We start from the raw sequence: 25,625 nt of genomic DNA on the forward strand, positions 1-25,625 counted from the left end.
AAATGATTCGGGTGAATTATGTCTTCAGAAATTACATCGGTAATAATTGCCTATAATGAAGAAAGTCTGCTAAGGCATACTTTGGCACCGATTAAATCCATAAGTAATCAGGTAATAATAGTCGACATGGGATCATCTGACGAAAGTCATTCCATTTATGATGAAATACTTGATAAAGATGATTTAGTACTAAACTACCGTCGTGAAAATCTTTATGATTTTGGTTTTGCTCACCCAAGAAATTATGGCGCTAAACGTGCAAAAACCGAATGGATTTTAGCCATTGATTGCGACGAGTACATTAATGCTGCTGATTTTATAGCAGCTAAGTCGATACTGGAAACTACGAAAACTAATGCATTTGATTTGACGCGTTTAAACTATGTAAAAACGCCGGATTTTGACCTAACTAATATAGGCACGATTATCGAATCTGCCGAAAAACGCATTGAAAGCCACCGTAGACTTTACCGTAATACTCCGCGGGTTCGGTGGGAAGGGATGATACATGAAGAACTGTGGGTAGGCGACATAAATGCTTATTTTGATTGCGAACCGTTTCCAGTTCCGCTTCACCACCTAAACCAATTTAAAGAAGGCGAGTCTGCGCATACCAAATTTGGACTATATTCTTACTTAACCTTGCAAGCAATAATTTTTCCATGCCTAAGGTATGGTACAAACGATTTTTGGTTTACAGAGTTCCCCAAGCAGAGCCTTGAGGCTATGTTAAACGCTTCCCGCGACTTTGCTACATTAATTCAATTACCTCAGCTTGATGAGGATGTTATTCGCAAACAATTGGGGGAAGATCAGCTTAAGGCTTCATCAGATAATGCTTAAAAATCACACATCCCGTCGCCAGACTTTGTATTCTTGGTGATTTACAACTGCATTGTATAAATCATTAGCACTCTCTGCCCAAGTTTTGACCTTAAGTGACCCTGCAGCCTTTTTGTATTTTTTTTGCATTTTCAACCACGTATTAATTGAATCCGCAAATTCACGCCCGGATTTCTCATTAAAATAGTAAGGGCTTTTTCCGCCAATCTCCCTAAATACAGGCAAGTCACGCGCTAAAACGGGCTTTCCGTGTCGAGTAGCTTCGACTAACGGCAATCCAAATCCTTCACCTTCACTTGGCAATATTACAGCCGTTGCACGCATGTAAAGGCTCTCCAGAACCTCATCTGAAGCCTCACTAAACCAAAACAATCGGCGTCCCATTTCAGGATGGCAAGACAAATATTTAATGAGCGGCTCAACCGCCCACCCTTGCTTGCCCACTAGTACGAAGCTGGCATTTCCGCCAGATTTCCAAAACGCCTCAGCGCCATCTAAAAGTCTGCGAATTCCCTTTCTAGGTTCAATAGTCCCGACAGTTAGAAATACTGGCCACTCGGCAGAGATTTGATCTAAAAGAGATTGATGAGAGCAACTTATCCCGCGTGTAGGTACGATATTACCTAAATCTGCACCTAAATGCCACCACGACAAAGTTAGGTCTCTGATCCGATCAGGTTTTTGGCATTGCAAATGACTTAAAACATCATCAGCAACTGCTCGAGATATGCAAACCAATTGATCCGCACAAACTTCAATACGATTGACCCAATTATTGACGGCGTCGCCGAGACCAACGTCAAACCACTCAGGTCTTAAAACTGGCAGCATATCATATATCACCCATACCAATTTGACTCCTCTCATTCGCTCACGCAGCAATGCTTGCATTGCCCCCTCGGAAATCGTTGCGTCCAGATCAAGGCCAAGAAAGATATCACCTGAATAAAATGTTACGTAGGTATCAACATTTTCTAAATTTGGTAAATCCAAAAATCTGGACGTATAAGCACGCGCATATTTATAATAATCCCCCTCACGATAAACAGGCTCAACCCGGTAAATTGTTTCCATAGAGAGAAAATGCCTCAAAATACTGCGTACAACACGTTGAATGCCTGTTTTTGCATCCCTGTGGACTAGTTCAGAAATATCGACCAGAAGTGCAGGGGGGCGGTTATGTGGTAATAAATTAGACCCCATAAGAACTGCCAATTCCGTGGCATCTTCTGACGGAAAATGGTTAGGCAACTGGGTCAGAAGCTCTAATATTGGCGTGATTTGGGACGAAGCAGACCGTAGCCCCTGACGCGTTGAAGATGATAGTTTATATCCTGGCTCAAAAGCGCCAAGAAACAATGCACCTTGTATGTTTCGCAATGAATTAACGTCGATGCTTAGATTCTCATCACGCAAACCACCATAGCCTTTTGTTAAATAGCGCAGGTATGGAGACGTATTAATGCGGACGACATCATGCGCATGTAATATAATTGCAGGCCCTTCGCTTAAAGTTTTTTCTTGGGCGTTTGTAAGGCAGTTGCCTTCGATAACGACCAAAGGCAGTCGGCTTCGATCAAAATTGGGCTGTTCTGAGGCCTGAATATCGATAGCATCGTTATCTATTTGAACTTTTCTACCTAAAAAGGTGTATTTGACATCAAAATCATCGCCCCTGGCTGAATGGCGGTTCGTCAATTCTGAAAAACCATCCATGGCCAACTCAGCCGATCGCTTCCATGAGAACAAGGCTTGCTGTCTAAGCGCATGACTTCGTCCAGCTTCCCACGCGCCTCGATCATTCAACAGGCTGTGGATTTTGAGCGCCAATTCATCGGACGAGAACGGGTCAAAGGTATAGTCATCACAACCAATGACCTCAGGAATGCTCGTCGTGTCGGCACCAAGCACAGGCGTACCGCACCTCATGGCTTCCAACAGCGGCAATCCAAAACCCTCAGTAAATGAGGGCATTATAGTTATTTGAGCCAGATTGTAGATTTTAACTAGATCTTCGTCCACCACGTAGCCCGGAAACACAATGTCTCCAGGCACAAGCCCGCACTTGGCGGCATAGTTCAATACATCTCGCTTCTGGGCCTGCGTCGCATTGGCTATGAGGACGAGTTGATGACGGTGGCGCATCTCATCGGGTAACTTACTGAATGCCGACACAAGACAAGCTACATTTTTTCGGGCCTCAAGAATGCCCGTATGCATGATGAATGGCTTAGTGATGCTAAAACGATGCAGAACAGCACGACGCTCGTCAGGCGTAAAATCAAGCGGCTTGAACAAGGGGCTTGCGTCGGCAAAGATCGTGACGATTTTAGCCGGATCGATACCCGCCTGATCAATGGCGACCTTACGAGTATAATCAGAAATAGCGAATAAACCGTCACAGGTTTTTAGCACGGCCAGCCGTGAGTCAAACCAAGCTTTATAGCGGGCATCCGCCAGATGCAGTTCAGGTTCCTGAAAGGGGATCAAATCATAAAGCGTAGAAAATCGGAGAGTGTGATTATCAACCCCTAGCCGGCGGTCACCTATAACCGTTTCATCACCCATGCCGTCAAAAGGAGCCGGAGTATGCAAGGCATCAACGCCTAGTCGCCGCACAAAAGCATCATATAATCCCGCGGCTCTTTGCTGGCGTATTTCATTACCCGCGATCAGCCCCATAGTCCGGTCCATGCCGCGAAAAACACGGATTGCCGACTTTGGGAGTCGTTTCTGTGCCCAATCATACGCCTTTTCGAATCTCGACGGCAGAGCCGTGTTTAGAACGGCTGTAACATCCGCCTGGCCTGTGCCTATGATGGCATCTGCCAAACCCTCAGAGTAGCGGCCGACGCCTCTTTCGGCGGATTCGCCCTGCAGAACTTGCAAATCCAAACATAGCCGCATACCCAACCGCCTGACGTTTATAAAACCTAGTTACGAAGGCGGTCATAGATCCATTTCACCTCACCCAGCAAGCCCGGATCGACAGGTGTACCGATCGCTGCAATTATGCCGGCTTCCTCTGGAGTTGGTGGCGCTATGGCCACAAGCCTGCGTTTGAGCGATGCGGGAAACAGGTCAATGATCCGATGCATAACCCGGCGCAAGGCTGCGTTCGAACGCACAACTCGCGCTAAAGCACTTATTATTATTTTTAGAATCCCGAGATTGAGCAATATTAACGCCGCCGAATGGATATTACGAAGAAACATAATTGGGGATATCGTCTTTATGGAAACACATCAGATCGCCAATACGATTTTGTACATTAGCTAATTTCAGAGTAATAGGATCGTAAGGAACATAATCAATAGATTCTATAACCTTGAAAAGATCCTGATCATCCTCATGTGCAAACCAAGCAAACCATTCGACAAATAAAACCGGCTTCATTCGGGCAAACAAGTCACGACAAGGCCTCAGTATTTCTTTATCATAACCTTCGCAATCAATTTTTATAAAACCGACCGGCTGCTTAATTTCAGTTTCAATATTTCTGAAAAGCGTTTCCATACTTACGCCACGAGCCATATATTTGGTGCCCGCAACATTTTTCAGATGCTGCGCAACATCTCTGGAGAGCCCGCCATCCAAAACACCTCCGTTACACTGGGCGTTACCATGATCGGCTAATTCAATTTCGTCCATGTCAGTGTTAGTAATTGCCGCCTGAACCACATAGAAATCACCAATATGCGTATTCATCGCTAAATTAACATGTAAAACCGGCAATACAGCAGGATTTGGCTCAACGACAACAACGCTGCCCTTACACTGAGAACTATTATCATAGCTCATTAATGCCATCGGTATCGCTGTATCCCCAGAGTGCCCGCCTATATCAATAGCAATGTGGCCCGGTTTTAGAACCTTACCCCAATGATATCCAATCGGTCCCTCCATAATTGACGTAAGACTTCTGCTCCCCTCACCCGGATGACTCCACTCGCCCCAAAGGGCACGACCACTTTTACCTGTCCAAGGCTCAGATGATATGGAGTGCAATGTCCTAAGCACCCCCATATCATAAGTTGTCTCCTGGCCATCCGCCGATATGGTGGGAAGTAGAATTTTGTTCATATTTTTTTCCGCTAATTGAATTCTGCAACCGTGCTAAAGTATCAAACCTAATTAAATTTATCTGTTACATCTCAATTGAGGGATCAATAGTAGGCTTCATAATTACACATTTACCGCCAGTATTTCTGATATAATCAACCTCGAAAAACTTATGAAATCCCTCTCTCACTTCTGGCCATGTTTCCCCGTATGGGTGGTAATCATCGCCAATCAATAGGCCTCCCTGGCGCAACATCGGCCACCACATCTCCAAGTCTCCGGTGACTGATTTCAAATCATGGCCGCCGTCAATGTGAATGATATCCGCCACCAAGCCCTTACGCTTTAAAACCTCTCCTGCGTTTATTGAGTCTAGGGGCAGGGGGATGACGTAATTTTGCAAGCCTTGGCTAACTATGTTTGCCGCGAAAGTTTTATAAAGCGATGGATATCCGCCTTGCAGCCTTAAGCTAGCGTGCCATTCTTCGTCTATCCAATGCTCGGACGCGCCAAGCCATGTGTCAATTGCGATCACCGCTCCATCAATACCAAGTTCTTTCATCCGACGCGCCATAGTGATAACCGACCCCCCCTTCCAGACGCCGATTTCGACAACAAGCCTCGGCTTCAACTCCTCTATAGCGTGAGTCAAATATATATTGTCACTGGCCCAACCTTGCAAATCAACCAGGTCTTGGTTGGCGTCTGAATATGGGTCGCTTTTGCCCCAAATAGCATTAGCCCAGTATTTTTTCGTATCGGTCATCAGTTACCCCTAAAAAATCACAACTGGTTTAAACGACATTCAGCACGTCGGCAAGACGGCACCACACTTCATATTTTAAATTCATTACAGCGTTTTGGGCGCTTATACATATTGCAATTAGTGTCTTTATTATCGCTTTAGAATGTGGGTGAACGTTATTTTTGTAGAGCACGGCAGCTCATGAATACCACGTCCGGACGGCAAATATAACTTTGCAAAAAACTGATATCATTACAGGGCAAAGCTTAAACTATTTAGCCCCCCTTACATATATGTCCTAATTAATTATGCGCCTTCGAATGCATTATAAATTCGTAGGCGCATCTATTCAATTTCGACAGAATTTAAATCCTTAATTTCCACTGCAGTCACTTCAACAAGATGGTTAGCCTCTACCCATACACGGATTTCCAAATCGACAATAGGTTGGGTGGACGCAATGGTAAAGTCCGCCAAAACCTCGTCATGACTTAAAGGCTTTAGCGCCATTTTAGACAGAACCAACCGGCCCTTATCTGCGGCCACGTCAACAAAACTGGCCCCGCTCCCCTTAGTCGCGGAGCGCCCCTTAACCTTTATAGAATAGTTTCCGGGACTTATGGCTACATATGGCCCAAACAACAAAAATCCCGCCTCACCATTGCTTCGAACTCCATCTTGCGTGCGCTGCCCATTAGCTGTGTGAAACCGGCGGTCGTGCGCTTTATAGACCCTAGAACGCTTTGATTTTCGCTTTTTATACCAGTCACCGTCAATAAGGCTTCGCTGCAATTGATCCGCACTGCCCGCCCAGGTCAGACGTTCTATATCTTTAACAAACCGTTGTTTAGGCTCTGGAGACAGCGCAAGCCACGCCTTAATCGCGCCCGCCAGATCATCAGGTTCCATGCCATTAAAATACGCCGGATATTCCCCGGCCACCTCTTTGAACACCGGCAAATCACGCGCTATAATAGGCAAACCGTGATGCATAGCCTCAATCAGCGGCAGACCAAAACCTTCGCCCTCAGAGGCAAATATCAGGCAGTCTGAGATAGCGTAGAGCTCTTCGAGACATTCATCACTCACATCTTTCAACCATATCAAATTTGAGCCAAAATGCGGATGATTAATAATATCAGAACTCAAATTTTCTACATTCCAGCCTTTGGAACCGACAATTACCCAAACCAGCTCACTATCCTGTGCCCAGAGTAAATTCATAGCCTCAAGAATTTGCCGGTGCCCTTTACGGGGCTCAATTGTTGAAACCGTCAGGAATACACGCTTTGATCTAAGTTGGTCCAAAGTATTCCGATGTATGGGTTCAATACCTATTGAAGGCGTGGTGCTCTTGATATCGCAGCCCAGATGAAAATAACCGATATTAATGTCGTTGGCACCTTCGCCGTGAGCTTCAAGCCAACGATCCAACTCATCAGCCACAGCACGCGATATGCAGATTATACCATCATTTTTTGTTACGCTGTGTAACCAATGCCGGTATCCGTCTTCAGTGCCGTCTGGGAAGGCATGAGGCATAAGCAACGGCAGAAGATCATATACGATATAATAGACCTTCACGCCAGCATTTCGAAATCCCGCTAAAAATCCCTCTTGTCGCGGCGCCAAACCTAAATGCAAATCCAAGCCAAGGAATATATCCCCGTCCTTAGGCTTCAATGGCTCGTCAGGAACATCAAGGTTCTGAAGATTGTGAGAGGAAAACAGGAAATCATGCGCACAATAATAGCCTACAGTGTTTAGGTCGGCATAAACGGGCATGATGCGAAAGCCATCAGGTGGATTCTTTATTAATTCCGAGAATATCCCTCTCGTAACGCGTTGAATCCCGCTTCGACTATCCTTTCTGATAACTTCACTAACATCAACGAAGAGGGTATTTTCATGAATTTGATGCGCTTGCCTACCTAGAAGTTGGGTAGCCTTCACTGACAGATTGATCAAATCTGTGTCCGTATTGTTATCAACATCACTTGAGAAGTTATATTGCCATCTATTTTTGATAATAACATTTAGGAGGTTTTGGGCACTTTGCTTCCATGTTAACCAGTTAGGCTTAATTTCCCCAAGCGCAATTCCATCTTGACGGCTGCTCAGCCAATTGAGCAAGCATTCGCTGATCGCCTTGGGCTCAGCGCCTGAAAAATAATGAGCAGCATCAGAGGCAACCTCCCTGAATACGGGAATATCTCGTGCGATAACCGGCAAACCATGTTGAGCGGCTTCTACAATAGGCAGTCCAAACCCCTCACCTTCTGATGCAGCTATTAGACAGCAAGAGACGTCATAAATATGCTCAAGATATTCATCGCTTATACCCTCTAACCAAAAAAGACGCGCGCCAGAGTAATTATGTTTACGAATCGACTCAGCAAGTTTGCTGACATTCCACCCTTCCCGCCCAACAATTACCAAGTTTACATCTACACCACCCCGCCAAAGATCTTCGAACGCTGCGAGCACTTGAGCATAGCCTTTCCTAGGCTCAACTGTACCGACCATAATAAAGGTCGGACGAGAGGCTAGAATATTAAGAGTTACCTCAGCCTCTTCGGGCAAACCATCATTCGGCTGCGACCCCTTAATATCAGCGCCGATATGAAACCATCCGAAAGATAGAGGACTTATCCGTTTAGGGCCATTCCTGATGAGCCATTTGCTCAAATCCGTAGCAACCGCATCACTAATACACAATAAACCATTCGAGTTAGAGATTATTTTTAGCCATGCCTCATGCAGAGGAGGCAGATAATCAGGAAATTTATCTGACATAATTAATGGCAATATATCATATACTATAAAATAAACTTCCACTCCGCAAAGCCTAAGATACGAATAGTAAGATTTATTGGCAATGACTACATCATGTTGAAGATCTAACCCTATAAAAATGTCTCCTGATGATATTTTAACAGAATCATCTTCGATTTTTGGATCACCTGAACAGGTGAAATTAGCCTGGTACCGCCTTGCATATCTATATCCTGCTTGGTCATGACGACCATATACAGCCTGAACATCAAAACCGGCAGGTGGGTTACTTAATATTTCCTTAAGCAAACTTCTGGTTACTCGTTGAACGCCTGTTCTGGAATCTCGGTGTACCAACTCAGATATATCAATCAAAAGTTGGCGCATCCCCTTATGTCCATTTTGGGAAATACAGATTGACTGCTCTTTGACTTCTTGGTCTTCGGGCTTGTGCAGCGCGTAGGAGTCTTTAAGTTCCTTAGCTATGAGGGGGACAATAAATTTACTGTAGTCGGGGAGGTCAGACACGCGAACAACATTCGAAGCATTGTATTGAGCTTCCATAGCGTCCAGGGCACGCTTTGCACTGATATCCCAAGAAAACAGTCCAGATTGAGTTTCGGCATGCTCGCGCAGAGCCATTTTAAACGCAGGATCACTCAACACTTCCTGCATTTTTGCCGAAATCGACCTCTCATCAAAAGGGTCAAACAAAGCACGACTTAAGCCTATAACTTCAGGAATACTTGTTGTATTAGACCCAATTACAGGCGCTCCACATGATAACGCTTCCAATGCCGGCAGCCCGAAACCTTCATGCCATGACGGAAATACAAAAAGATCGCAGGTAGAATATAGTTGCGCTAATTCGACATCACTAACACGGCCGCTTATAATCAGAGATCTTGACGGCAAACCGCACTGAGCCGCCTCATGCTCAAACCGCAGCTTATGTTCGCTTGGAAGGCTTCCAACGAATACCAATTGATATTTTTCACGAAGCGTTGCGGACAGCAAACTAAAGGCACGTATAAGGCGTAGGTGGTTCTTCCTCTCATCCGTGGCGCCGGAATACATAATAAAGGGCTTATCAATACCAAACTTTGTGAATAGAGCCCGCTTATCGGAATCGCCAGGGACAGTGGGTATAAAGTTACCATCCACACCCGCCATAATGTTAGCAATACGGTCACCAGGAATATTAAGCTCCGTTATCAATTCCTGACGGGCAGATTCTGAAATCGCCAGAAAAAGATCAGCTCGTTTTAAATCCTCAATCTTGCGGTTATAAAAGGCTTCGTAGTTCGGGTTAGGCGTTAGATATATCTCCTTTTGCATATAAGGAATTAAATCATAAAAAGTAACCGCGGTCGGACAGCGACCTGGCAACCGGCCGATAGAATGCACAGCGTCATCACCAAAACCTTCAAACAGGCTCGATATGTGTACAAAGTCGGGCTCCAAATTCATAAGAAATGCCTCACGAGACAGTTCAGCAACATCTGAACGCCACGCACTACCCGGCATTAAAGGCGAAGTTGGGCCAACAGCATCCCAGACCTTGATATTCTCCTGCGGTAATAGCCCTTCAAAGGCCGCACGTATGGGCGCTATCGTCTGCGTAAACATCCCATTTAACGCGATAATAACGTTATGATCAGCCCGATTTTTGATTAATGCTTTAGCGAGTGATAGGCTATAACGGCCAATTCCCCGATTTCGGCTTTCTCCTTGTACGCCCTGCAAATCCAGTACAATTTTCATGCCGTCCTCATTTAGTTTGAATGCTAATGCTTTTTAGTCAAAAGTTCGAAGAAAAGAAGATCCTCGTTTTCTTTTTCCTGTAAATGAGGGTTAATCCCTATGATTTCCATACCATCAATGTGCTTATTCGTCTCAAGATTGGTATATTTAAGGTCTTTATGTTTGTAATTTGAATAAAACTCTTTATTAAAGCGCTCGCTTTTAGAGTATTGTTTAGATGTTAGTATTTGAATAATTTCATTGCGAAATCGGCCTTGTTGGTTTTCGACACGACGAAGTTGCCTCTCAATAGCGGATACTCCAATCACCGCATGTAAAAAGCCCCTCAAATGGCTTGCAATACGTCGCCAAAGCGGTCTTCCTGTAATCAAACCCGGCAGCTCGACACCAGCCTTACGCCCTTCAACAGAGGTTCTCATCTCAAAGACTATGTGGCGTTTGTCATACCCTGCGCGCACCCTATTCAGGTAATAATTAAACCCGGCAGTATCCGGCGCCCTTAGCAGTAAATTATAATACGCTGACGAAATAAAGTTCTGATCATAAAGATCAATAAGTTCATCAAGGTTTTTGCAAATTTTTGAATTGTCTTCATCTTTATTATGCTCTAGAATAGCGCCTCCTTGATCTTCATAGCAATTTAACGTTTCAATAATAAGTTTATGATCAGAAATAACGCTCTTATTCTCCTCAACAAGAGCTTTGCACTGATTTAACATTTCCGCAACTTGACCGACTTGCAGAGAAATTATATCTTTTAATTCATTGTATTTGTTTTGCCAAACATCACGCTCGGCAAAGCTTTCTACAGCTTTTTTCTCCTTGTAATATATATCATTTCGCAAAGCCTCAATAAGTGATCCAAATTTTGCGTCGCGCTCACTTTGAACTCCTATACTGAACCCTAAGTAAGACATGTACTGGTCGTGAAGTTTTAGGATTACAGCATTTATTTCCCTTTCACGACTTAATTGATCATGCAAGTATGCATCTAGTTTGTTTTTTACTTCTTGTGTTTGCTCACATGAAGCCCGCTCAAGCTTTCTGTTTTCGATTATTAATGCCTGCTCTTTTTCTTTGATAAGCTGCAACTCTTTTATTAAGAGCGAAACATCGGCTTGAGCAGAATGAAATTTTGCATTGACTTCATTCGCATTAGAACGAACCCGCTCTAACTCCTCGGTAAGATCGGCAAAGGCTTGGTCATTTGAGGCCAGTTGTTGCCGCAAGTCATTGGCCCCGACCTGCTCCAACAAGCGATCACGCTCCGCAGATAAGCTGGCAATATCGTTTACAAGATCTTGTTCACGTTTAGAAAAGGCTGCGTTCAAAGAACTTATCTGATCGAGCATGATGTCGTTTTCCAGAATTATGGTCATGAAGATTGCCTGGCATCCAATTCTATAGGTTCGGACAGCACACCCCATACAGATGGCGCGGCGGGTCGATAATCATCAACGCTTTTAACACTTTCAATATATCGTGCACTTACGCGACTCAAACTAAATCCGAGTAAGCGTGTATCAGGGCTGCCGTTAATCTGATTTGGGCTTACAAGATGTGTCTGTTTAAAACCAATGACCAATTCTGGTTGCTGAGATAAAATTTCAAAAGACACTGTTTGCGGTTCCGAATTCATAGTACGAAAAAGGACATACCCTGTTGCATAGTCGCCTACAGATATTTTTAAAACTGGGGCAGATAACGAAGCCCCGTCATAAATACCTATTTCCATTTCCAAAACTATTCGAGCATATGACGAGGCGCCTACACTTACAGGAATAACAAGTTCTGATACCACGCTGCCTGACCATATTCCCCAGTGCTCGCTAGCATGGAAACCACTCCTGAAGTAGTGACCGCTTTGACGTGATGATATGGGCAAGGTCCAATTTTGCGAAAGGGAAAGGGGCTTATCAAGGACACCAAGTGCTATACCTTGTGTTTCCGCCAGCGCTACAGATACGTCTAGTTTTTGGTCATGTATTGATGGCGTTCCTGTAAAAGCAGATGCCAATAGTTTGACTTCATTTTCATCAGAGCTAACTGATGGCAAAATTGTTCGCACGGACGGTTCAATTTTGATTTCATATTGCAACGCCCTAAATGCCCAAGCATCCAAGCTATTACGAACCAGGTTATCCCCTAAAAAGAAAGCGCCCTTTTCGTGCAATTCAGAAACGTCTCCTTTTCCTATCAACGCCTTCCAAAAAGTCTCAGTGAGGATTGAGTGACCTAAAAAATGCATAGGGTGTTCAATGCCTTGACTCGACAACTTGAGTCTTGGGTCAGATATCAAAAACTGCGTATCATGTCCTATAGCCTGAGCTTCAACACCCAAAGACGACGACAGGGTTATGATCGCAGGAATATCAGGATTGGAAAATAATAACCCGTAGCTATTACCCCTCATGGAGATAACAGTTTTGCCAAGTCGGCTACGTAAAAATTCTGTGATGTGGCTGCTGTTAGACCTGCCTGGATGCTCCAGGAATGCTACGGTATTATATGGTTTTAGCCGTTCACTTAACACCCCAGCATAATCTTGCCAGGTGGCAAAGGTACCATCCTTAATAACAACACTATCAGCGGATGTTTGCCCGATTAGCAAGGGGATACCATCAGGTAAATGACAAGCGGGGTGCTGCGATCTCATAAAAAAAGCTTTAAACCGACTGACCTGGGTGGATATCTCCGATGGATCGAACTGTAAATTAGCGAGACATGACTCTATCTGTGGGCAATTGGATGTTGCTCCAAAGGCGAGGTCTTTCAAAAATCTTAGAGGATGAATAAATAGATTTATGTATCTTTTGCTATCAGTATGCAGCCGATTTCGAATAGAGGGCGGCATTTCAAAACCAACTACTAAATCCTGATTTAATAGTTGGTCATAAAGGCTCGCAAATAATATGGGCGAAGCGGCCTCATAATTTTTAGCCCAAGCACTCTCAGAATTTATGATATAATTTTCATAGGCCTCAGCACTACCAAAACACGCTTGAAAAAGTTCTGGGTCTTCAGGCGCATTCACTAATGAAAGTTCCACATCTCCGCTACTGATCAGAGCTTTTTGGATCAATTCATAACACCACCTAAGGTTACGGTTCTGGAAGTTAGAAACTTCGCTTTTTCCGGGTTTGAAACGGTAAAGGTCGCAGGTTATAGCGACACGAATTTTACTCTTTACCATAATTATTCCGTTCATACGATTCGGCTAACGCCTTTTTGAAGGTATATATTTACGTCTAAGATATAAAAATAATTTGGCAACCTACAAATCCAATAGCTCTTGAAAAGCATTCTTAACTCCTCGCATATCACGCTTGTATTGGGAAAAATCCTTGGCTCAACAGCGTAGAACCGATATACGCCCAAGGGAATTCAGGAGCCCAGATAATGCAATTATTCGCTGATACCGCCGACACCAAGGTGCTGGCTGAACTTATGGAAACCGGTCTGATCGACGGGGTCACGACCAACCCGACCATTATCGCCAAGTCCGGCCGCAATATGTTTGAGGTCATTAAGGAAATCTGCGACCTGGTGCCCGGCCCGATCTCAGCCGAAGTGGTATCAAACGACGCCAAAAACATGATATTAGAGGGCGAAAAACTGGCCAAGATCGCCACTAACGTCGTGGTCAAGGTGCCGCTCACCGTTGAGGGCCTCAAAGCCACCAAGGAATTGTCGGCGCAAGGGCTGATGACCAATGTGACCCTATGTTTTTCGGTCTCTCAGGCCATGCTGGCCGCCAAGGCGGGCGCGACCTTTGTGTCGCCGTTCATTGGCCGTCTGGATGATCACGGCGCCGACGGTATGGGCCTGATCCACGATATTCGTCAGCTTTATGACATGCATGAGTTTGACACTGAGATTCTGGCGGCGTCTGTGCGCAATTCAAAGCATGTCGCCGATGCGGCGCTTGCCGGTGCCGATTGTGCCACCCTGCCGCCGTCGGTGTTTATGGAGCTGTTCAAGCATCCGCTGACCGATAAGGGCCTGGATGCCTTTATGAAGGATTGGGCCTCGACGGGTCAGTCGATACTGTAATTTAAAAAGCCGCCTGAGACGATCAGGCGGCTTTTTCTATAGCCGCAACCGTCGCTTCAAAGGCCAGTTGAGTTGAGGTATGGCGGGCCGGGAAATCCTTGACCGATTTCAGGATCACCAGATCGGCAAAGCGGTCAGGGAATGTGGCGTCCTCGCCCTTAAGCATGGCTTTAAGCGCATCGCGGGCGGCGGTGATTTCCGCGGTCGTCGCCCCAATCACATGCTGGCTGAGGATGGCCGCGCTTGCCTGCCCCAGGGCGCAGGCTTCGACATCGTGAGCAAAATCGGCCACCACATCGCCGTCCATTTTGACATCCACGACGATATGACTGCCGCACAGTTTTGAGGCGCGCTCGGCGGTGCCGTCGGGGGCTTCAAGCCGCCCGACGTGCATGAGTTGCGTCGTGCGTTTCAGGATTTCGCGGGAATAAAGTTCGTCGATCATGAACTTGAAATCGTGCCTTCCACGCGGTTTTTCAAGGCCGTAGCCATGGCTTCAAACCCTTTGCGTAGATGCGGGCGGTAAAGCTTGCCCTCGCGTTCCGAGAAATACCCGCCGAACAGGGCACCTACCGCAAAGCTGGAGCCGGTTTTCGACAGTTCTTCCATCTCGAAATAGCGGGTCAGGCTGCCTTCCCAAAAGCGCTTGGGCACGCCGATATGCAGGTGTGACATCGGCGACCAGTCGGACAGGAAACCCTTGACCTCCCAATCGCCCAGACCTTCGTAATGCTCAATGACGTGGAACGGCCCGCCGAATTTCAGGGTCGCTTCGGCATGTTTATGGATCGGTGACCATTGCGGCCAGTTGTTGATGTCGGCAATGACCTCATAGACGTGATCGACCGGGGCGGCGATGCCGATGCGATATTCAACCTTTACAGCCACAGCTATACTCCTGCCTTGAGTTTCCAGGTCGCACCCGTGGGTGAATCCATCACCTCGACCTTGAGCGCGTTCAGTTCATCACGGATGCGGTCGGCCTCGGCCCAGTTTTTGGCGGCGCGGGCCTCTGTGCGGGCGACCAGCAAGGCCTCGACCTTAGCAGTCAGATCGTCCGACGCACCGCCTTTGAACCAAATTTCGGGGTCTTGTTGGAGGATGCCGAGAATATCAGCAGCCTGCTTAATAGATGCACGCAACCAAGCCATATACTTGTCTCTTGGTTCACTAGAGCTTAGTTCGCGTTCGAGCGCCGAAGCTGCCTCAAAGATGACTGCAAGCTGTTGCGGAGTATTGAGATCATCCAAAAGCGGCCACAAATTAACTTCCGCTTGCTGCTCCGCGGGATAAAAGCCGTGGTCCATAGGATCACGACTAGCGGTCTCTTCCATCAAGGCATTCAGGTGAACTGTACGCCGCCATAGGCCATAGAGACGATCCAGATTTTTCTTACTCTGCTCCAGCAGTTCAGGCGTCCAGTTGAGGGGCGAGCGATAGTGACCACTCAACAAAGCCCAGCGGATTACCTCACCCGGATATTGTTTGGTCAGATCGTGGACCAGAACCACATTGCCAAGCGACTTCGACATCTTCTCGCCGGACATATCGAGAAAACCATTGTGCATCCAGTAGCGAGCATAGGCCGCCGGATCGTCATGACCGTGGGTGGCGCAGGACTGCGCAATCTCATTGGTATGGTGCGGGAAAATCAGATCCTGACCGCCGCCATGAATATCAATCGGCAGGGTCAGCACCGCTTCGCTCATGGCGGAGCATTCAATATGCCAGCCCGGCCGCCCCGGCAGAACCTCTCCGGTTTCAGGGTTGCGTGGCCCCGGCCAGACCGGCTCACCGGGCTTTGACGGCTTCCACAACACAAAATCGGCGGCATCGTCCTTGTTTTCAGCCACTTCGACCCGCGCGCCGGCAATCATATCATCCAATGATCGCCCCGACAGCTTGCCATAGCGGCCTGAGCCGGCGTCATAATCGGCCACGCGGAACAGCACTTCGCCATCGTCGGTGACATAGGCCGCTTGGCGTTCGATCAGTTTTTCAATCATCGCCACCATGTCGGGCATGTGATCGGTCGCGCGCGGCTGGTAGGTCGGCGGCAGGGCGTTTAATGCCGCCATATCGGCATTATAGATATCGGCAAATTTATTAGTGATGACGGAGATATCGACGCCCTCATCCATCGCCTTTTTGTTTATCTTATCGTCAACATCGGTGATGTTGCGAGCGTAGATGACATGCTGTTCGCCGTAGATATGGCGCAGCAGGCGATAGAGCACATCGAACACCACGACCGGGCGGGCATTACCGATATGGGCGTAGTTATATACCGTCGGCCCACAGACATAGAGCGTGACCCGCTCCGGATTTTTCGGTTCAAACTCGCGCTTTTTCCGCTCAAGCGTGTCGTAGATCGTTAGTTTCATAAGCCAGACTTAAGTAGGATATAAGTATTTTTCGGTTGTAATAACCGCCATTCGCCCCATATAGACGCGGTTAGGTCATGACTGCACGTAAATTTTGGCGCTGATTTCATCTAAATAGGCGCGCTTTGCGTAAGTTCATAGACCGCAGAGGGATGCCACGCGTCATTCCGGGCCCGTCGGTCCGGCGCCACTCGGCCCTCATAGAGAGATGTAATGGACAGTTTTGACCCCAATCATGGCACCGTGTCTGAAAACGCCGCCAATGATCTTACCCCGACCCCCAAAGCGCACCCCGCCCGCCCCAGCCGGGATGAAGCTCTGGCCGCCGTACGCACGCTTTTGGCCTGGGCCGGTGACGACCCCACCCGCGAAGGCCTGATCGATACGCCCAAGCGCGTTGTCGATGCCTACAATGAGTGGTTCCAGGGCTACACCGCTGACCCGAAGAAGGAGCTTTCGCGCACCTTTGAGGACGTGCAGGGCTATAATGACATGGTCATGCTGCGCGATATCGACGTCGAAAGCCACTGCGAGCACCATATGGCACCGTTTCTGGGCAAGGCCTATGTCGCCTATGTCCCGACCGATAAGGTGGTAGGGATTTCCAAAATCGCCCGCGTCGTCGAAATCTACGCCAAGCGCCTGCAGACTCAGGAAACCCTGACCAAGCAGATCACCGAAGCCTTGCAGGAATCTCTGAATCCGGAAGGAATCGCTATCCTGATTGACGCCGAGCATCAGTGCATGACCACCCGCGGCGTGCACCACAAACACGTCTCGACCATCACCACCAGCTTTACGGGCGTGTTTGAGACCAATCTGGCGCTGCAGGAACGCTTTATCCGCCTAAGCCAGTCACGGTAAGCGGGCGCGGTAATTATAAAGTTTTTATGAATTAAACGCCCCGCTGATTATTCTGCGGGGCGTTTGTATTTAAGGGCTTGCGCACTCCGATTAAAATAATTTAATCTCATCACATGAGGTTACAGATATAGGGCTTTATGGGCTTTACAAACGCCTGTTAATTATCCTAAATCGCAAACCTGAGATTTACGACGCCCCGCAGGCTTAAGCCACACGGGCTTTTAGGGAGTGTGCATATGGGCGCGAAGCTCGGTGGCGGTGGCGGTTCACGCTATACTGTCGAACAGAATTCTGACATCAACGTGACGCCCTTCGTGGACATCATGCTGGTTCTGCTGATTATCTTCATGGTGTCGGCACCTATGGCGACCGTGTCGATCAAGCTGGACTTGCCGCCCGCATCGGCACCGCTGAACCCGCTCGAAGAAAAGAAAGACCCTGTGTTCGTGTCCATTCAGGACAAGGACACCTATTATGTCGGCACTAAGCAGGTGACCATCGAAACTCTGGCCGCTGATCTAGCCGCGGCTCTGGCCAGCCCGAACCCGACCGATGAGCGCGTTCTGGTGCGCGCCCAACCGGACGTTGAATACGAAGAGTTCATGAAGGTTCTGAACGAGCTTCAGGAAAATGGTTACTTCAAGATCGGCCTGATCAACGAAGACATTTCGTAATTCATTCAGATCATTGAATGATAAGTTTAAGCGCCGGAAGCCATCTTCCGGCGCTTTTTCGATTAAGCTGCACATATGACACCCCAAGACGCCCAAGACGAAGACATTGATGACGATCTGCTGGAGGCTTCGGCGCAAAGCGACGGGCAGGTTGTTGACCTCGTTCTTACGTCCGATGCCGCCGGAGAGCGGCTGGATCGTGCCCTGATGGCAGTTCTGGGTGAGGCAGCCCCCGATATTTCACGCGCGCGCTTACAAGCCCTCATTGCCGGAGGCCGCCTGACCTTTGAGGGCCACCTCATCCCTGACGGCAAGCATAAGGCCAAGGCCGGTCAGTACAGCCTGACCATACCCGCGCCGATTGCCGCGCTTCCGCAGCCTCAAAACCTGCCGATTGAGATTCTTTATGAAGATGCCCATCTGATTGTGGTCGTCAAACCCTCTGGCATGGCCGCGCACCCGGCACCGGGGACGCCAGACGGCACGCTGGTCAACGCCCTGCTCCATCACTGCGGCGACACATTATCCGGCATAGGCGGGGTGCTGCGCCCCGGCATTGTCCACCGCCTCGATAAGGACACGTCGGGCGTTATGGTCGCCGCCAAATCCGATGCCGCCCATCACGGCCTAAGCGCGCTATTTGCCAAACACGACATCGGCCGCGCCTATCTGGCGATCGTGCGCGGTACGCCCAAGGCCACAAAGGGCACCGTCACCACCCAGATCGGCCGCTCCCACCATGACCGCAAGAAAATGGCGGTGCTTAAGGCCGGCGGCCGCGAAGCCACCACCCATTACACGGTTCAGGCAAGCTTTGGCGGCACCAAACCCGCCGCCTCACTGGTGCGCTGCGAGCTGGAAACCGGCCGCACCCATCAGATTCGCGTCCATATGGCCCATCTGGGCGCGCCCTGCCTCGGTGATCCGGTCTATGGCTCAGGTGCTCCGGCAGCCCCCGTGCAGGCCCTGCTGCGGGAACTGAACTTCACCCGTCAGGCGCTGCACGCCACCCATCTGGCCTTTGTTCACCCCATAACGGGCGAGGCTTTGAGCTTTGACGCCCCTCCGCCAGATGATTTTCAAAACCTGCTCACCGGGCTCACAGAGTTGTGATCCGGCCAAAAAGCTGAAAACACCTGTTATGCATCGCCTTTTTGTCGTATAAGATGTGGAGATTACGGATGATACCCACCTTAAGCTGATGACTTTCGCCCCTTAATTTCTATTTTGTGCAGCTTCGCATAAAAATAATTCCTCATTGCGGGGATTACCCCTTTTAATTCATTTAGCCGATACCTACATCTGGATTTGATCATTGATCGTATCTTCTGATGCACGCCATGTAATTGCCGCGAGGTTCAGGTAGAACCCAGGGCTATTACCGGGGGCTGGCTTTAAAGGACACGCATCATGGCAGACACAAACGAGGCCCAGATCACCTATGGCGACGGGCCGGTCAAGGATACGCAGATGAGCACTTCCGTAGCTATTCCAAACCCATCGGTACTGTCACCCGATGGCGGCCTTAACCGTTACCTGTCCGAGATTCGTAAATTCCCGATGCTGGCCAAGGACGAAGAGTTCATGCTGGCCAAAAGCTGGCAGGAGCATCAGGATTCCAAATCGGCGCACCGGCTGGTGACGTCGCACCTGCGGCTAGTCGCCAAGATCGCCATGGGCTATCGCGGCTACGGCCTGCCGATGGGCGAAGTCATCAGTGAAGGCAATGTCGGCCTGATGCAGGCGGTCAAGAAGTTCGATCCTGACCGCGGTTTCAGGCTAGCGACCTATGCTATGTGGTGGATCAAGGCCTCGATTCAGGAATATGTCCTGCGGTCATGGTCGCTGGTGAAAATGGGCACCACCGCGGCGCAAAAGAAGCTGTTCTTCAATCTGCGCAAGGTGAAGTCCGAAATTTCGGCTCTCGAAGACGGTGACCTGAAATTCGATCAGGTTGAGCAGATCGCCACCAAGCTGGGCGTCTCGAAAGATGACGTGATCAGCATGAACCGCCGCATGTCCTCACCGGACTCGTCGCTCAATGCCCCCTTACGCGCCGCCGAGGGTGACTCAGAATGGCAGGACTGGTTGGTCGACGACAAGGTTGAGAATCAGGAGACGGTTCTGGCTGAGTCCGAAGAACATTCCCTGCGCATGGGCCTGCTCGAAGAAGCTATGGTCGAACTGAACGACCGTGAGCGTGAAATCCTGACGGCCCGCCGCCTGAAAGACCAGCCGGTGACGCTTGAGGAACTGGCGGAACGGTTTGGGGTGTCGCGTGAGCGCGTCCGCCAGATCGAAGTCCGCGCCTTTGAAAAGCTGCAAAAAGCAATGATGGAAGCGGCCCGTTCACAACAACTGGCCTAAAAATATCTCGATAAAAAGTTTCGACGCTAAAGCGTCAAATACATTTTTATCGTTTCAATACTGTAAAATCCAAGCTCGGGGCGGCCCGACGCTTGGATTTTGCTTTATTATTTAGAGCGGAATGACTTTTGATAGAATTATTCCGCTCAAGCCGCCACTGAGGCGGCGGCCAAGGTGGCGGAGCCACCGCCCGGCGAGGGGCTAAAATAGCTAAGCGACCGCTTCGCTTTTGGGCGGATCATCGATGCGGAACAGCTTGGCCAGCGTCGCCACCGGCCCGCGCAAGCTATCGCCGCTCAGGGTGCCGCCCTTATAGGCCATGAAAATTTCCGTCACCGCCCCTTTGAAGCCGGGATCGCTGATCGCCTTGCACGCCGGGACCAAGACTTCGAGCTGGGCCACGATCGCGCGATTGGCCTGCTTACGGTCAACATCAAACTGATCGGCGGCGGCGCGCAAAATGCGCACACTCTGCTCAATCCGCTTCATACCGTCCGACATAGTCTCCGGTGCCCGTTTACGCGGTCCGGCACCTGAGTTAAAGCGCCTACGATCAGGGCCGACATACATGACCGCCTCAATCCACGGCGGGGATTTTGTGACGGCATGTTCAAGCCGTTTCAGCAAATCACCCGACGCGAACGGCTTTTTCATGATCTCATCGGCGCCACAGTCGCGCGCCTCTTTGAGCGTTTCCGGCAAGTCGTTCGACGCCATCATGATGATCGGGATCTTGCGGCATTTCATGTCCGACCGGCGCACGGCCGTGACGAACTTAGCGCCCTCAAGATTTTGCGCCCGAAGATCGCAAAAAATCAACTGGGGGTCCATGTCTTCGCAGATCATCATGGCCCGGCGGTCATTGGTCTCAACTATGGTTTTCTCAGTCCCCAGAACCCGCAGCATATCCATGAGGATACGCGCATAGGCCGGATTGCTTTCCAGCACCAGAACCCGCTTGACGTGGGGCTTAATTTTGGCTTCGAGCTTTGGGTCGAGAGAAAACACAGTGTTCCAGCCGTAGTGAATGTTACCGCACTCTAAGCCTTATTAGTAAAAATAGATTTTATTTGCGCGGTATCATTGCAACAAAAAAGGCCCTCATCTCTGAGGGCGGTAACATTAATCGCAAGCTAATTTTCCTCCCTACGCAGTGGGGAGGTGGATGCGAGTTAACGAGCAGACGGAGGGGTATTCTTACTTTTCTTTTAAGCGTTCTCAATGATGGCTATGTACCCCTCCGTCAGCCCGCCAAAGGCGTTCTGCCACCTCCCCACGCCTTAAGTGCGTTACCGCTGCGCGATATAAGCGCTGGCGTAGGGAGGAGGAGAGATAATTAATCCTGAAACGGATCGCGCATCAGGATGGTGTCTTCCCGTTCCGGAGACGTGGACAGAAGCGCTACCGGCGCCCCGATCAGTTCTTCGATGCGGCGAACATATTTGACCGCATTGCCGGGCAGGTCTTTCCACGAGCGCGCCCCTTGGGTCGATTCCGACCAGCCCTCTAATTCCTCATAGACCGGCTCGATCACGCTCTGGGCTTTGATGCCCGACGGCAGATAGTCGATGACGTCGCCGTTCAGTTTATAACCGACGCAGATTTTTAGGGTCTCGATCCCGTCCAGCACGTCGAGCTTGGTCAAGGCGATGCCGTCAATGCCGTTGATGGCAATGGATTGGCGCGCCAGCACGGCGTCCAGCCAGCCACAGCGGCGGGCGCGACCGGTAACGGTGCCAAACTCATGACCCACCCGGCCAATGCGCTCACCGATCTCATCGAACAGTTCAGTCGGGAACGGGCCGGAGCCGACGCGGGTGGTATAGGCCTTGAGGATACCCAGCACATAGCCGGCTGAACGCGGGCCCATGCCGGACCCCGCAGCCGCCTGCCCTGCCACCGTGTTGGAGGAGGTCACAAACGGATAGGTGCCGTGGTCGATATCCAAAAGCGCACCCTGCGCGCCTTCAAACAGGATACGCTTACCGTCTTGCTTTGCCTTATCAAGCACATACCAGACGGGCTTGGCGAACGACAGCAGGCGCGGCGCAATCTCTTTCAGGCCGGCCAGAAGTTCGGCCTTATTCACTTCGGCCAGATCGAGCCCGCGACGCAGGGCATTATGGTGCGTCAGCAGACGATCCAGTTTGGCATCCAGCGCCTCAAAATCCTCAAGGTCACCGACGCGGATGGCACGACGGCCAACCTTATCCTCATAGGCCGGGCCGATACCACGCCCGGTCGTACCGATCTTGGCGGCCCCGGCAGCGGCTTCACGCGCGGCGTCCAGTTCGCGGTGGATCGGCAGGATCAGGCAGGCATTGTCGGCCAGCACCAGCAATTCGTTGGTTATGCTCAGGCCTTGCGCCTCAACACGGGCAATTTCGTCAAACAGCGCCCACGGGTCAACGACCACGCCATTGCCGATAACCGACAACTTACCCTGCACCACGCCGGACGGCAGGAGTGACAGTTTATAGACCTTACCATCGACCACCAGGGTATGACCCGCATTATGACCGCCCTGAAAGCGCACCACCACATCGGCGCGATTGGACAGCCAGTCAACCAGCTTACCCTTACCTTCGTCGCCCCACTGGGCACCCACAACGGTCACATTGGCCAAGGTTCACGTTCTCCGCAAAAAAGCCCGCCGGAGAGCGTCTGAAAGCTTCCGGTGCGGGCGAATACATAATTCAAGCGGTTGCAGGCTTTGAACTCAGACGCGCATTCTTAGCCGAAAACCGCTCACACTTTTCGGCATGCGCTTTAGACCATTAAGCCCGACATTGAAACCGCAAACTGGTTCACATCTGCGGTTTAACCGGATGTAACGGACTTTTTGATCCGGTGCGGTTTCGTCGCACAAAAAACCCATATCGTTTCAATGGAAACAATATGGGTTCTGAACTTATTTTAGTCCCTCGCCGGGCGGTGGCTACGCCACCTTGGCCGCCGCCGCAATGGCGGCTTAAGCGGAATGATCCCTTTAACGATCATTCCGCTTTACTTGCCGAGTTTATAGCTGACGCGCAGCCCCAGATCATCAAGGCCCTGATTCTTGCCCTGACCCAGAATCTGACCGTTCGACAGATGGATATAGGCCAGCTCGATCGAGGTGCGCTCGCTCAGGTCATAACCCAGGGCTATATTGGGCTGGAACAGCAACTTTGAGCCAAATTCGATATGGTCGTCACGCATGGCGACCCGGCGGGCGATTTCTTCCTGCGACAGGCCCGGTGTGCGGAAATCGGGAAGCTCATCATAGCCATCGGTGTAGGCCAGGCCAAAGCCCGGACGCACGAACCACTTTTTCGTTTCACCGAAATTGACCTTCCAGGTCAGGCCCGTGGCGATATGGCTGGAATCGCCCTGAGTGTTGACGGCGGCCATCACATAGACGCTGGGGTGGCGTAAGAAATCCCAGGTTTCTTTTTTATCCGAGCGCCAACCGAGCTCAATATCAGCCCCGCCTTCACGGCCCGCCGCGCCGATGCCGAGCGCTTCGCCCAGAAAGGTCACGTCATGGGCATAGGCCCCGCCATAAATCTCACCCGCCGATGCCGATCCGGCCAGCATCACCACGCCCAAGGCTAATGCGCCCACAAAACCCGATTTAATCATGAATAAATCCCTGAAATACAGCCGCGCAACTTATCAACTGATTGGTGCATTTGCGCCAGAGCCTTGCCCGTATATGCGAAAATTCCCTGCCACTGCTGCTTTTAAGCTACAGACAGTTCAAATTGTCATAGCGCATTCCGAAAAGTGTGAAGCGGTTTTCGGAAATAAATGCGCGTCAAAAAAATTGGAACACATCTCGATTATATCGAGATGTGTTCCAGCGCCTCAGCGTAAGCCCATTCCAGCCACGGCAGCAGGGCGCAGATGTCATCGGCATCGACCGTGCAGCCGCACCAGATACGCAGGCCCGGAGGGGCGGCGCGGTAGCCGGTAATATCATAGGCGACCCCTTCACCTTCCAGCAAAGCGTTGACCTTAGAGGCCAGCTTGGCCTGAACCTCAGCCGGTTGGCCGACAATAGCCGGGTCAACAAACTTCAGGCATACCGAGGTGGTCGAGCGGGTTTCAACCTTTTCGGCCACAAAATCGATCCACGGCGTCGCTTCGACCCATTCGCGCAGATAGGTAAAATTCTGCTCGCAGCGCGCAATCAGCCCCTCTAACCCGCCTTCGCGCAAACCCCATTTCAGGGCATCAAGATAGTCTTCGATCACCAGAAACGAATAGGTGTTGATGGCATCGCCGCCCAGAATGGTCATGTCGGCGGCATCACCTTTGCGCAGGCGGATGACCTTGGGGATGGCGCGGCCCGGATCGAAGGTGTTGAGCCGCTCAACGGCCTTCGGGGACAGGATCAGCACGCCAATGCCCGCTTCACCGCCCAGCGCCTTTTGAAAGGAGAAGGTCGTCACATCCAGCTTTTCCCACGGCAAATCCATGCAGAAAGCCGCCGACGTCGCATCACACAACACAAGACCCTGATGATCATCGCTGATGAACGCGGCATCCGGCACCTTCACGCCAGAGGTCGTACCGTTCCACGGAAAAATCAGATCGGCTTCGGGATCGATCCGGCTCAGATCCGGTAACTGGCCATAAGGTGCCGACAAAACCTCGGCATCCAGTTTCAGATGCTTTACGGCATCATCGGCCCACAACTGCCCAAAGTTTTCAAAAGCGACCACCTGAACCTTACGCAGTCCCAGCAGATTCCACATCGCCGCTTCGAACGCACCGGTATCCGACGCCGGGGTCATGAAGACCTGATAGTCAGCGGGGATGCCTAAGATATCGCGGGTCAGCTCCAGCGCTTCCTTGATCCGACCGACCGTGACCTTAGACCGGTTTGAGCGGCCCACAGGGGCGGCACTCAAGGCCTGCGGCGTCCAGCCGGGACGCTTGGCGGTCGGGCCGGAGGAGAACCATGGTCTCTCAATCAAGCGGGCAGGTTTGGCGGTCATCGAAGGCACCCCGGATGTGTAAAACGGTGAGCGCCTTTTGCGTCCAAAGCCCGCCAAACACAAGGGGTCTTATCCCAAAATCATTTACGCTCATGAACCGAAGATGAAC

General features: G+C 50.0%; 20 protein-coding genes. 6 read left to right on the forward strand and 14 right to left on the reverse strand.

From position 1 onward, the window contains the following. Positions 1-18: 18 nt before the first annotated feature. Positions 19-843, forward strand: a complete 825-nt coding sequence (locus tag OVA03_RS10100; protein ID WP_267524211.1) for a glycosyltransferase — start codon at positions 19-21, stop codon at positions 841-843. 3 nt (positions 844-846) lie between these two features. On the opposite strand, the gene OVA03_RS10105 is transcribed toward OVA03_RS10100, so the two are convergent. The 7 genes from OVA03_RS10105 to OVA03_RS10135 all read right to left on the reverse strand — a co-directional run bounded on the left by OVA03_RS10105 (position 847) and on the right by OVA03_RS10135 (position 13,382). Next, complete coding sequence (locus OVA03_RS10105) at positions 847-3,738, reverse strand: glycosyltransferase family 4 protein (RefSeq protein WP_267524214.1); 2,892 nt, start codon at positions 3,736-3,738, stop codon at positions 847-849. A gap of 38 nt (positions 3,739-3,776) precedes the next feature. Beyond that, positions 3,777-3,971, reverse strand: a complete 195-nt coding sequence (locus OVA03_RS10110) for a hypothetical protein (RefSeq protein ID WP_267524216.1) — start codon at positions 3,969-3,971, stop codon at positions 3,777-3,779. Between the two features lie 73 nt (positions 3,972-4,044). After that, a complete protein-coding gene (locus OVA03_RS10115) occupies positions 4,045-4,926 on the reverse strand; it encodes an FkbM family methyltransferase (protein ID WP_267524218.1) in 882 nt (293 codons plus the stop codon). 64 nt (positions 4,927-4,990) lie between these two features. Beyond that, the gene (locus OVA03_RS10120) at positions 4,991-5,671 is read right to left on the reverse strand and encodes a class I SAM-dependent methyltransferase (RefSeq protein WP_267524220.1); all 681 of its coding nucleotides are present in this window, start codon (positions 5,669-5,671) and stop codon (positions 4,991-4,993) included. 324 nt (positions 5,672-5,995) lie between these two features. Further along, positions 5,996-10,189 (reverse strand): glycosyltransferase family 4 protein, encoded by a 4,194-nt coding sequence (locus OVA03_RS10125; RefSeq protein ID WP_267524221.1) that lies wholly within the window; start codon positions 10,187-10,189, stop codon positions 5,996-5,998. 23 nt (positions 10,190-10,212) lie between these two features. Next, positions 10,213-11,568 carry a DUF4214 domain-containing protein gene (locus OVA03_RS10130; RefSeq protein ID WP_267524223.1) on the reverse strand — a complete coding sequence of 452 codons (1,356 nt, stop codon included), beginning with the start codon at positions 11,566-11,568 and terminating at the stop codon, positions 10,213-10,215. Next, on the reverse strand, positions 11,565-13,382 hold the full coding sequence (locus tag OVA03_RS10135) for a hypothetical protein (protein WP_267524225.1): 1,818 nt from the start codon (positions 13,380-13,382) through the stop codon (positions 11,565-11,567). The genes OVA03_RS10130 and OVA03_RS10135 overlap by 4 nt, the downstream gene beginning before the upstream one ends. A 206-nt stretch (positions 13,383-13,588) precedes the next feature. On the opposite strand from OVA03_RS10135, the gene fsa reads away from it, so the two are divergent. Beyond that, entirely contained in the window at positions 13,589-14,242 is a 654-nt protein-coding gene (gene fsa / locus OVA03_RS10140) for a fructose-6-phosphate aldolase (protein ID WP_267524227.1), read from the forward strand. A gap of 22 nt (positions 14,243-14,264) precedes the next feature. Here fsa and OVA03_RS10145 read toward each other — a convergent pair whose 3' ends face one another. The 3 genes from OVA03_RS10145 to cysS are packed head-to-tail and all read right to left on the reverse strand — an operon-like array spanning position 14,265 to position 16,626. After that, positions 14,265-14,687: an iron-sulfur cluster assembly scaffold protein gene (locus tag OVA03_RS10145; RefSeq protein ID WP_267524229.1), complete on the reverse strand. Its 423-nt coding sequence runs from the start codon at positions 14,685-14,687 to the stop codon at positions 14,265-14,267. Then, positions 14,684-15,130: an SRPBCC domain-containing protein gene (locus OVA03_RS10150; protein ID WP_267524231.1), complete on the reverse strand. Its 447-nt coding sequence runs from the start codon at positions 15,128-15,130 to the stop codon at positions 14,684-14,686. The genes OVA03_RS10145 and OVA03_RS10150 overlap by 4 nt, the downstream gene beginning before the upstream one ends. A 2-nt stretch (positions 15,131-15,132) precedes the next feature. Further along, positions 15,133-16,626 (reverse strand): cysteine--tRNA ligase, encoded by a 1,494-nt coding sequence (cysS, locus tag OVA03_RS10155; RefSeq protein WP_267524233.1) that lies wholly within the window; start codon positions 16,624-16,626, stop codon positions 15,133-15,135. Positions 16,627-16,839: 213 nt separating this feature from the next. Between cysS and folE the strand changes: the two genes are divergently transcribed. From folE to rpoH, 4 genes are all read left to right on the forward strand, one after another. Beyond that, entirely contained in the window at positions 16,840-17,490 is a 651-nt protein-coding gene (gene folE, locus OVA03_RS10160; protein WP_267524235.1) for a GTP cyclohydrolase I FolE, read from the forward strand. Between the two features lie 236 nt (positions 17,491-17,726). Continuing rightward, positions 17,727-18,164, forward strand: coding sequence for a biopolymer transporter ExbD (locus OVA03_RS10165; RefSeq protein WP_267524237.1), 438 nt, complete (start codon positions 17,727-17,729; stop codon positions 18,162-18,164). A 75-nt stretch (positions 18,165-18,239) separates the two neighbouring features. Beyond that, the gene (locus OVA03_RS10170) at positions 18,240-19,277 is read left to right on the forward strand and encodes an RluA family pseudouridine synthase (protein ID WP_267524239.1); all 1,038 of its coding nucleotides are present in this window, start codon (positions 18,240-18,242) and stop codon (positions 19,275-19,277) included. A 357-nt stretch (positions 19,278-19,634) separates the two neighbouring features. Beyond that, a complete protein-coding gene (rpoH, locus tag OVA03_RS10175) occupies positions 19,635-20,531 on the forward strand; it encodes an RNA polymerase sigma factor RpoH (RefSeq protein WP_267527711.1) in 897 nt (298 codons plus the stop codon). 210 nt (positions 20,532-20,741) lie between these two features. Here rpoH and OVA03_RS10180 read toward each other — a convergent pair whose 3' ends face one another. The 4 genes from OVA03_RS10180 to OVA03_RS10195 form a co-directional block, all read right to left on the reverse strand. Next, complete coding sequence (locus OVA03_RS10180) at positions 20,742-21,539, reverse strand: response regulator (RefSeq protein ID WP_267524241.1); 798 nt, start codon at positions 21,537-21,539, stop codon at positions 20,742-20,744. Between the two features lie 328 nt (positions 21,540-21,867). Continuing rightward, on the reverse strand, positions 21,868-23,157 hold the full coding sequence (locus tag OVA03_RS10185; protein ID WP_267524242.1) for an adenylosuccinate synthase: 1,290 nt from the start codon (positions 23,155-23,157) through the stop codon (positions 21,868-21,870). 380 nt (positions 23,158-23,537) lie between these two features. Next, on the reverse strand, positions 23,538-24,155 hold the full coding sequence (locus OVA03_RS10190; protein ID WP_267524244.1) for an acyloxyacyl hydrolase: 618 nt from the start codon (positions 24,153-24,155) through the stop codon (positions 23,538-23,540). A 200-nt stretch (positions 24,156-24,355) separates the two neighbouring features. Beyond that, entirely contained in the window at positions 24,356-25,516 is a 1,161-nt protein-coding gene (locus OVA03_RS10195) for a phosphoserine transaminase (protein ID WP_267524245.1), read from the reverse strand. Positions 25,517-25,625: the final 109 nt, after the last annotated feature.

Origin of the sequence: Asticcacaulis sp. SL142, assembly GCF_026625745.1 — a bacterium.
Classification (GTDB): domain Bacteria; phylum Pseudomonadota; class Alphaproteobacteria; order Caulobacterales; family Caulobacteraceae; genus Asticcacaulis.

Coding starts and splice junctions, on each gene's coding strand:
- rpoH (WP_267527711.1), top strand. CDS start 19,635: ATGAGCACTTCCGTAGCTATTCCAAACCCATCGGTACTGTCACCCGAT.
- folE (WP_267524235.1), top strand. CDS start 16,840: ATGGACAGTTTTGACCCCAATCATGGCACCGTGTCTGAAAACGCCGCC.
- fsa (WP_267524227.1), top strand. CDS start 13,589: ATGCAATTATTCGCTGATACCGCCGACACCAAGGTGCTGGCTGAACTT.
- OVA03_RS10125 (WP_267524221.1), bottom strand. CDS start 10,189: ATGAAAATTGTACTGGATTTGCAGGGCGTACAAGGAGAAAGCCGAAAT.
- OVA03_RS10190 (WP_267524244.1), bottom strand. CDS start 24,155: ATGATTAAATCGGGTTTTGTGGGCGCATTAGCCTTGGGCGTGGTGATG.
- OVA03_RS10145 (WP_267524229.1), bottom strand. CDS start 14,687: ATGATCGACGAACTTTATTCCCGCGAAATCCTGAAACGCACGACGCAA.
- cysS (WP_267524233.1), bottom strand. CDS start 16,626: ATGAAACTAACGATCTACGACACGCTTGAGCGGAAAAAGCGCGAGTTT.
- OVA03_RS10120 (WP_267524220.1), bottom strand. CDS start 5,671: ATGACCGATACGAAAAAATACTGGGCTAATGCTATTTGGGGCAAAAGC.
- OVA03_RS10195 (WP_267524245.1), bottom strand. CDS start 25,516: ATGACCGCCAAACCTGCCCGCTTGATTGAGAGACCATGGTTCTCCTCC.
- OVA03_RS10165 (WP_267524237.1), top strand. CDS start 17,727: ATGGGCGCGAAGCTCGGTGGCGGTGGCGGTTCACGCTATACTGTCGAA.
- OVA03_RS10100 (WP_267524211.1), top strand. CDS start 19: ATGTCTTCAGAAATTACATCGGTAATAATTGCCTATAATGAAGAAAGT.
- OVA03_RS10135 (WP_267524225.1), bottom strand. CDS start 13,382: ATGGTAAAGAGTAAAATTCGTGTCGCTATAACCTGCGACCTTTACCGT.
- OVA03_RS10130 (WP_267524223.1), bottom strand. CDS start 11,568: ATGACCATAATTCTGGAAAACGACATCATGCTCGATCAGATAAGTTCT.
- OVA03_RS10170 (WP_267524239.1), top strand. CDS start 18,240: ATGACACCCCAAGACGCCCAAGACGAAGACATTGATGACGATCTGCTG.
- OVA03_RS10115 (WP_267524218.1), bottom strand. CDS start 4,926: ATGAACAAAATTCTACTTCCCACCATATCGGCGGATGGCCAGGAGACA.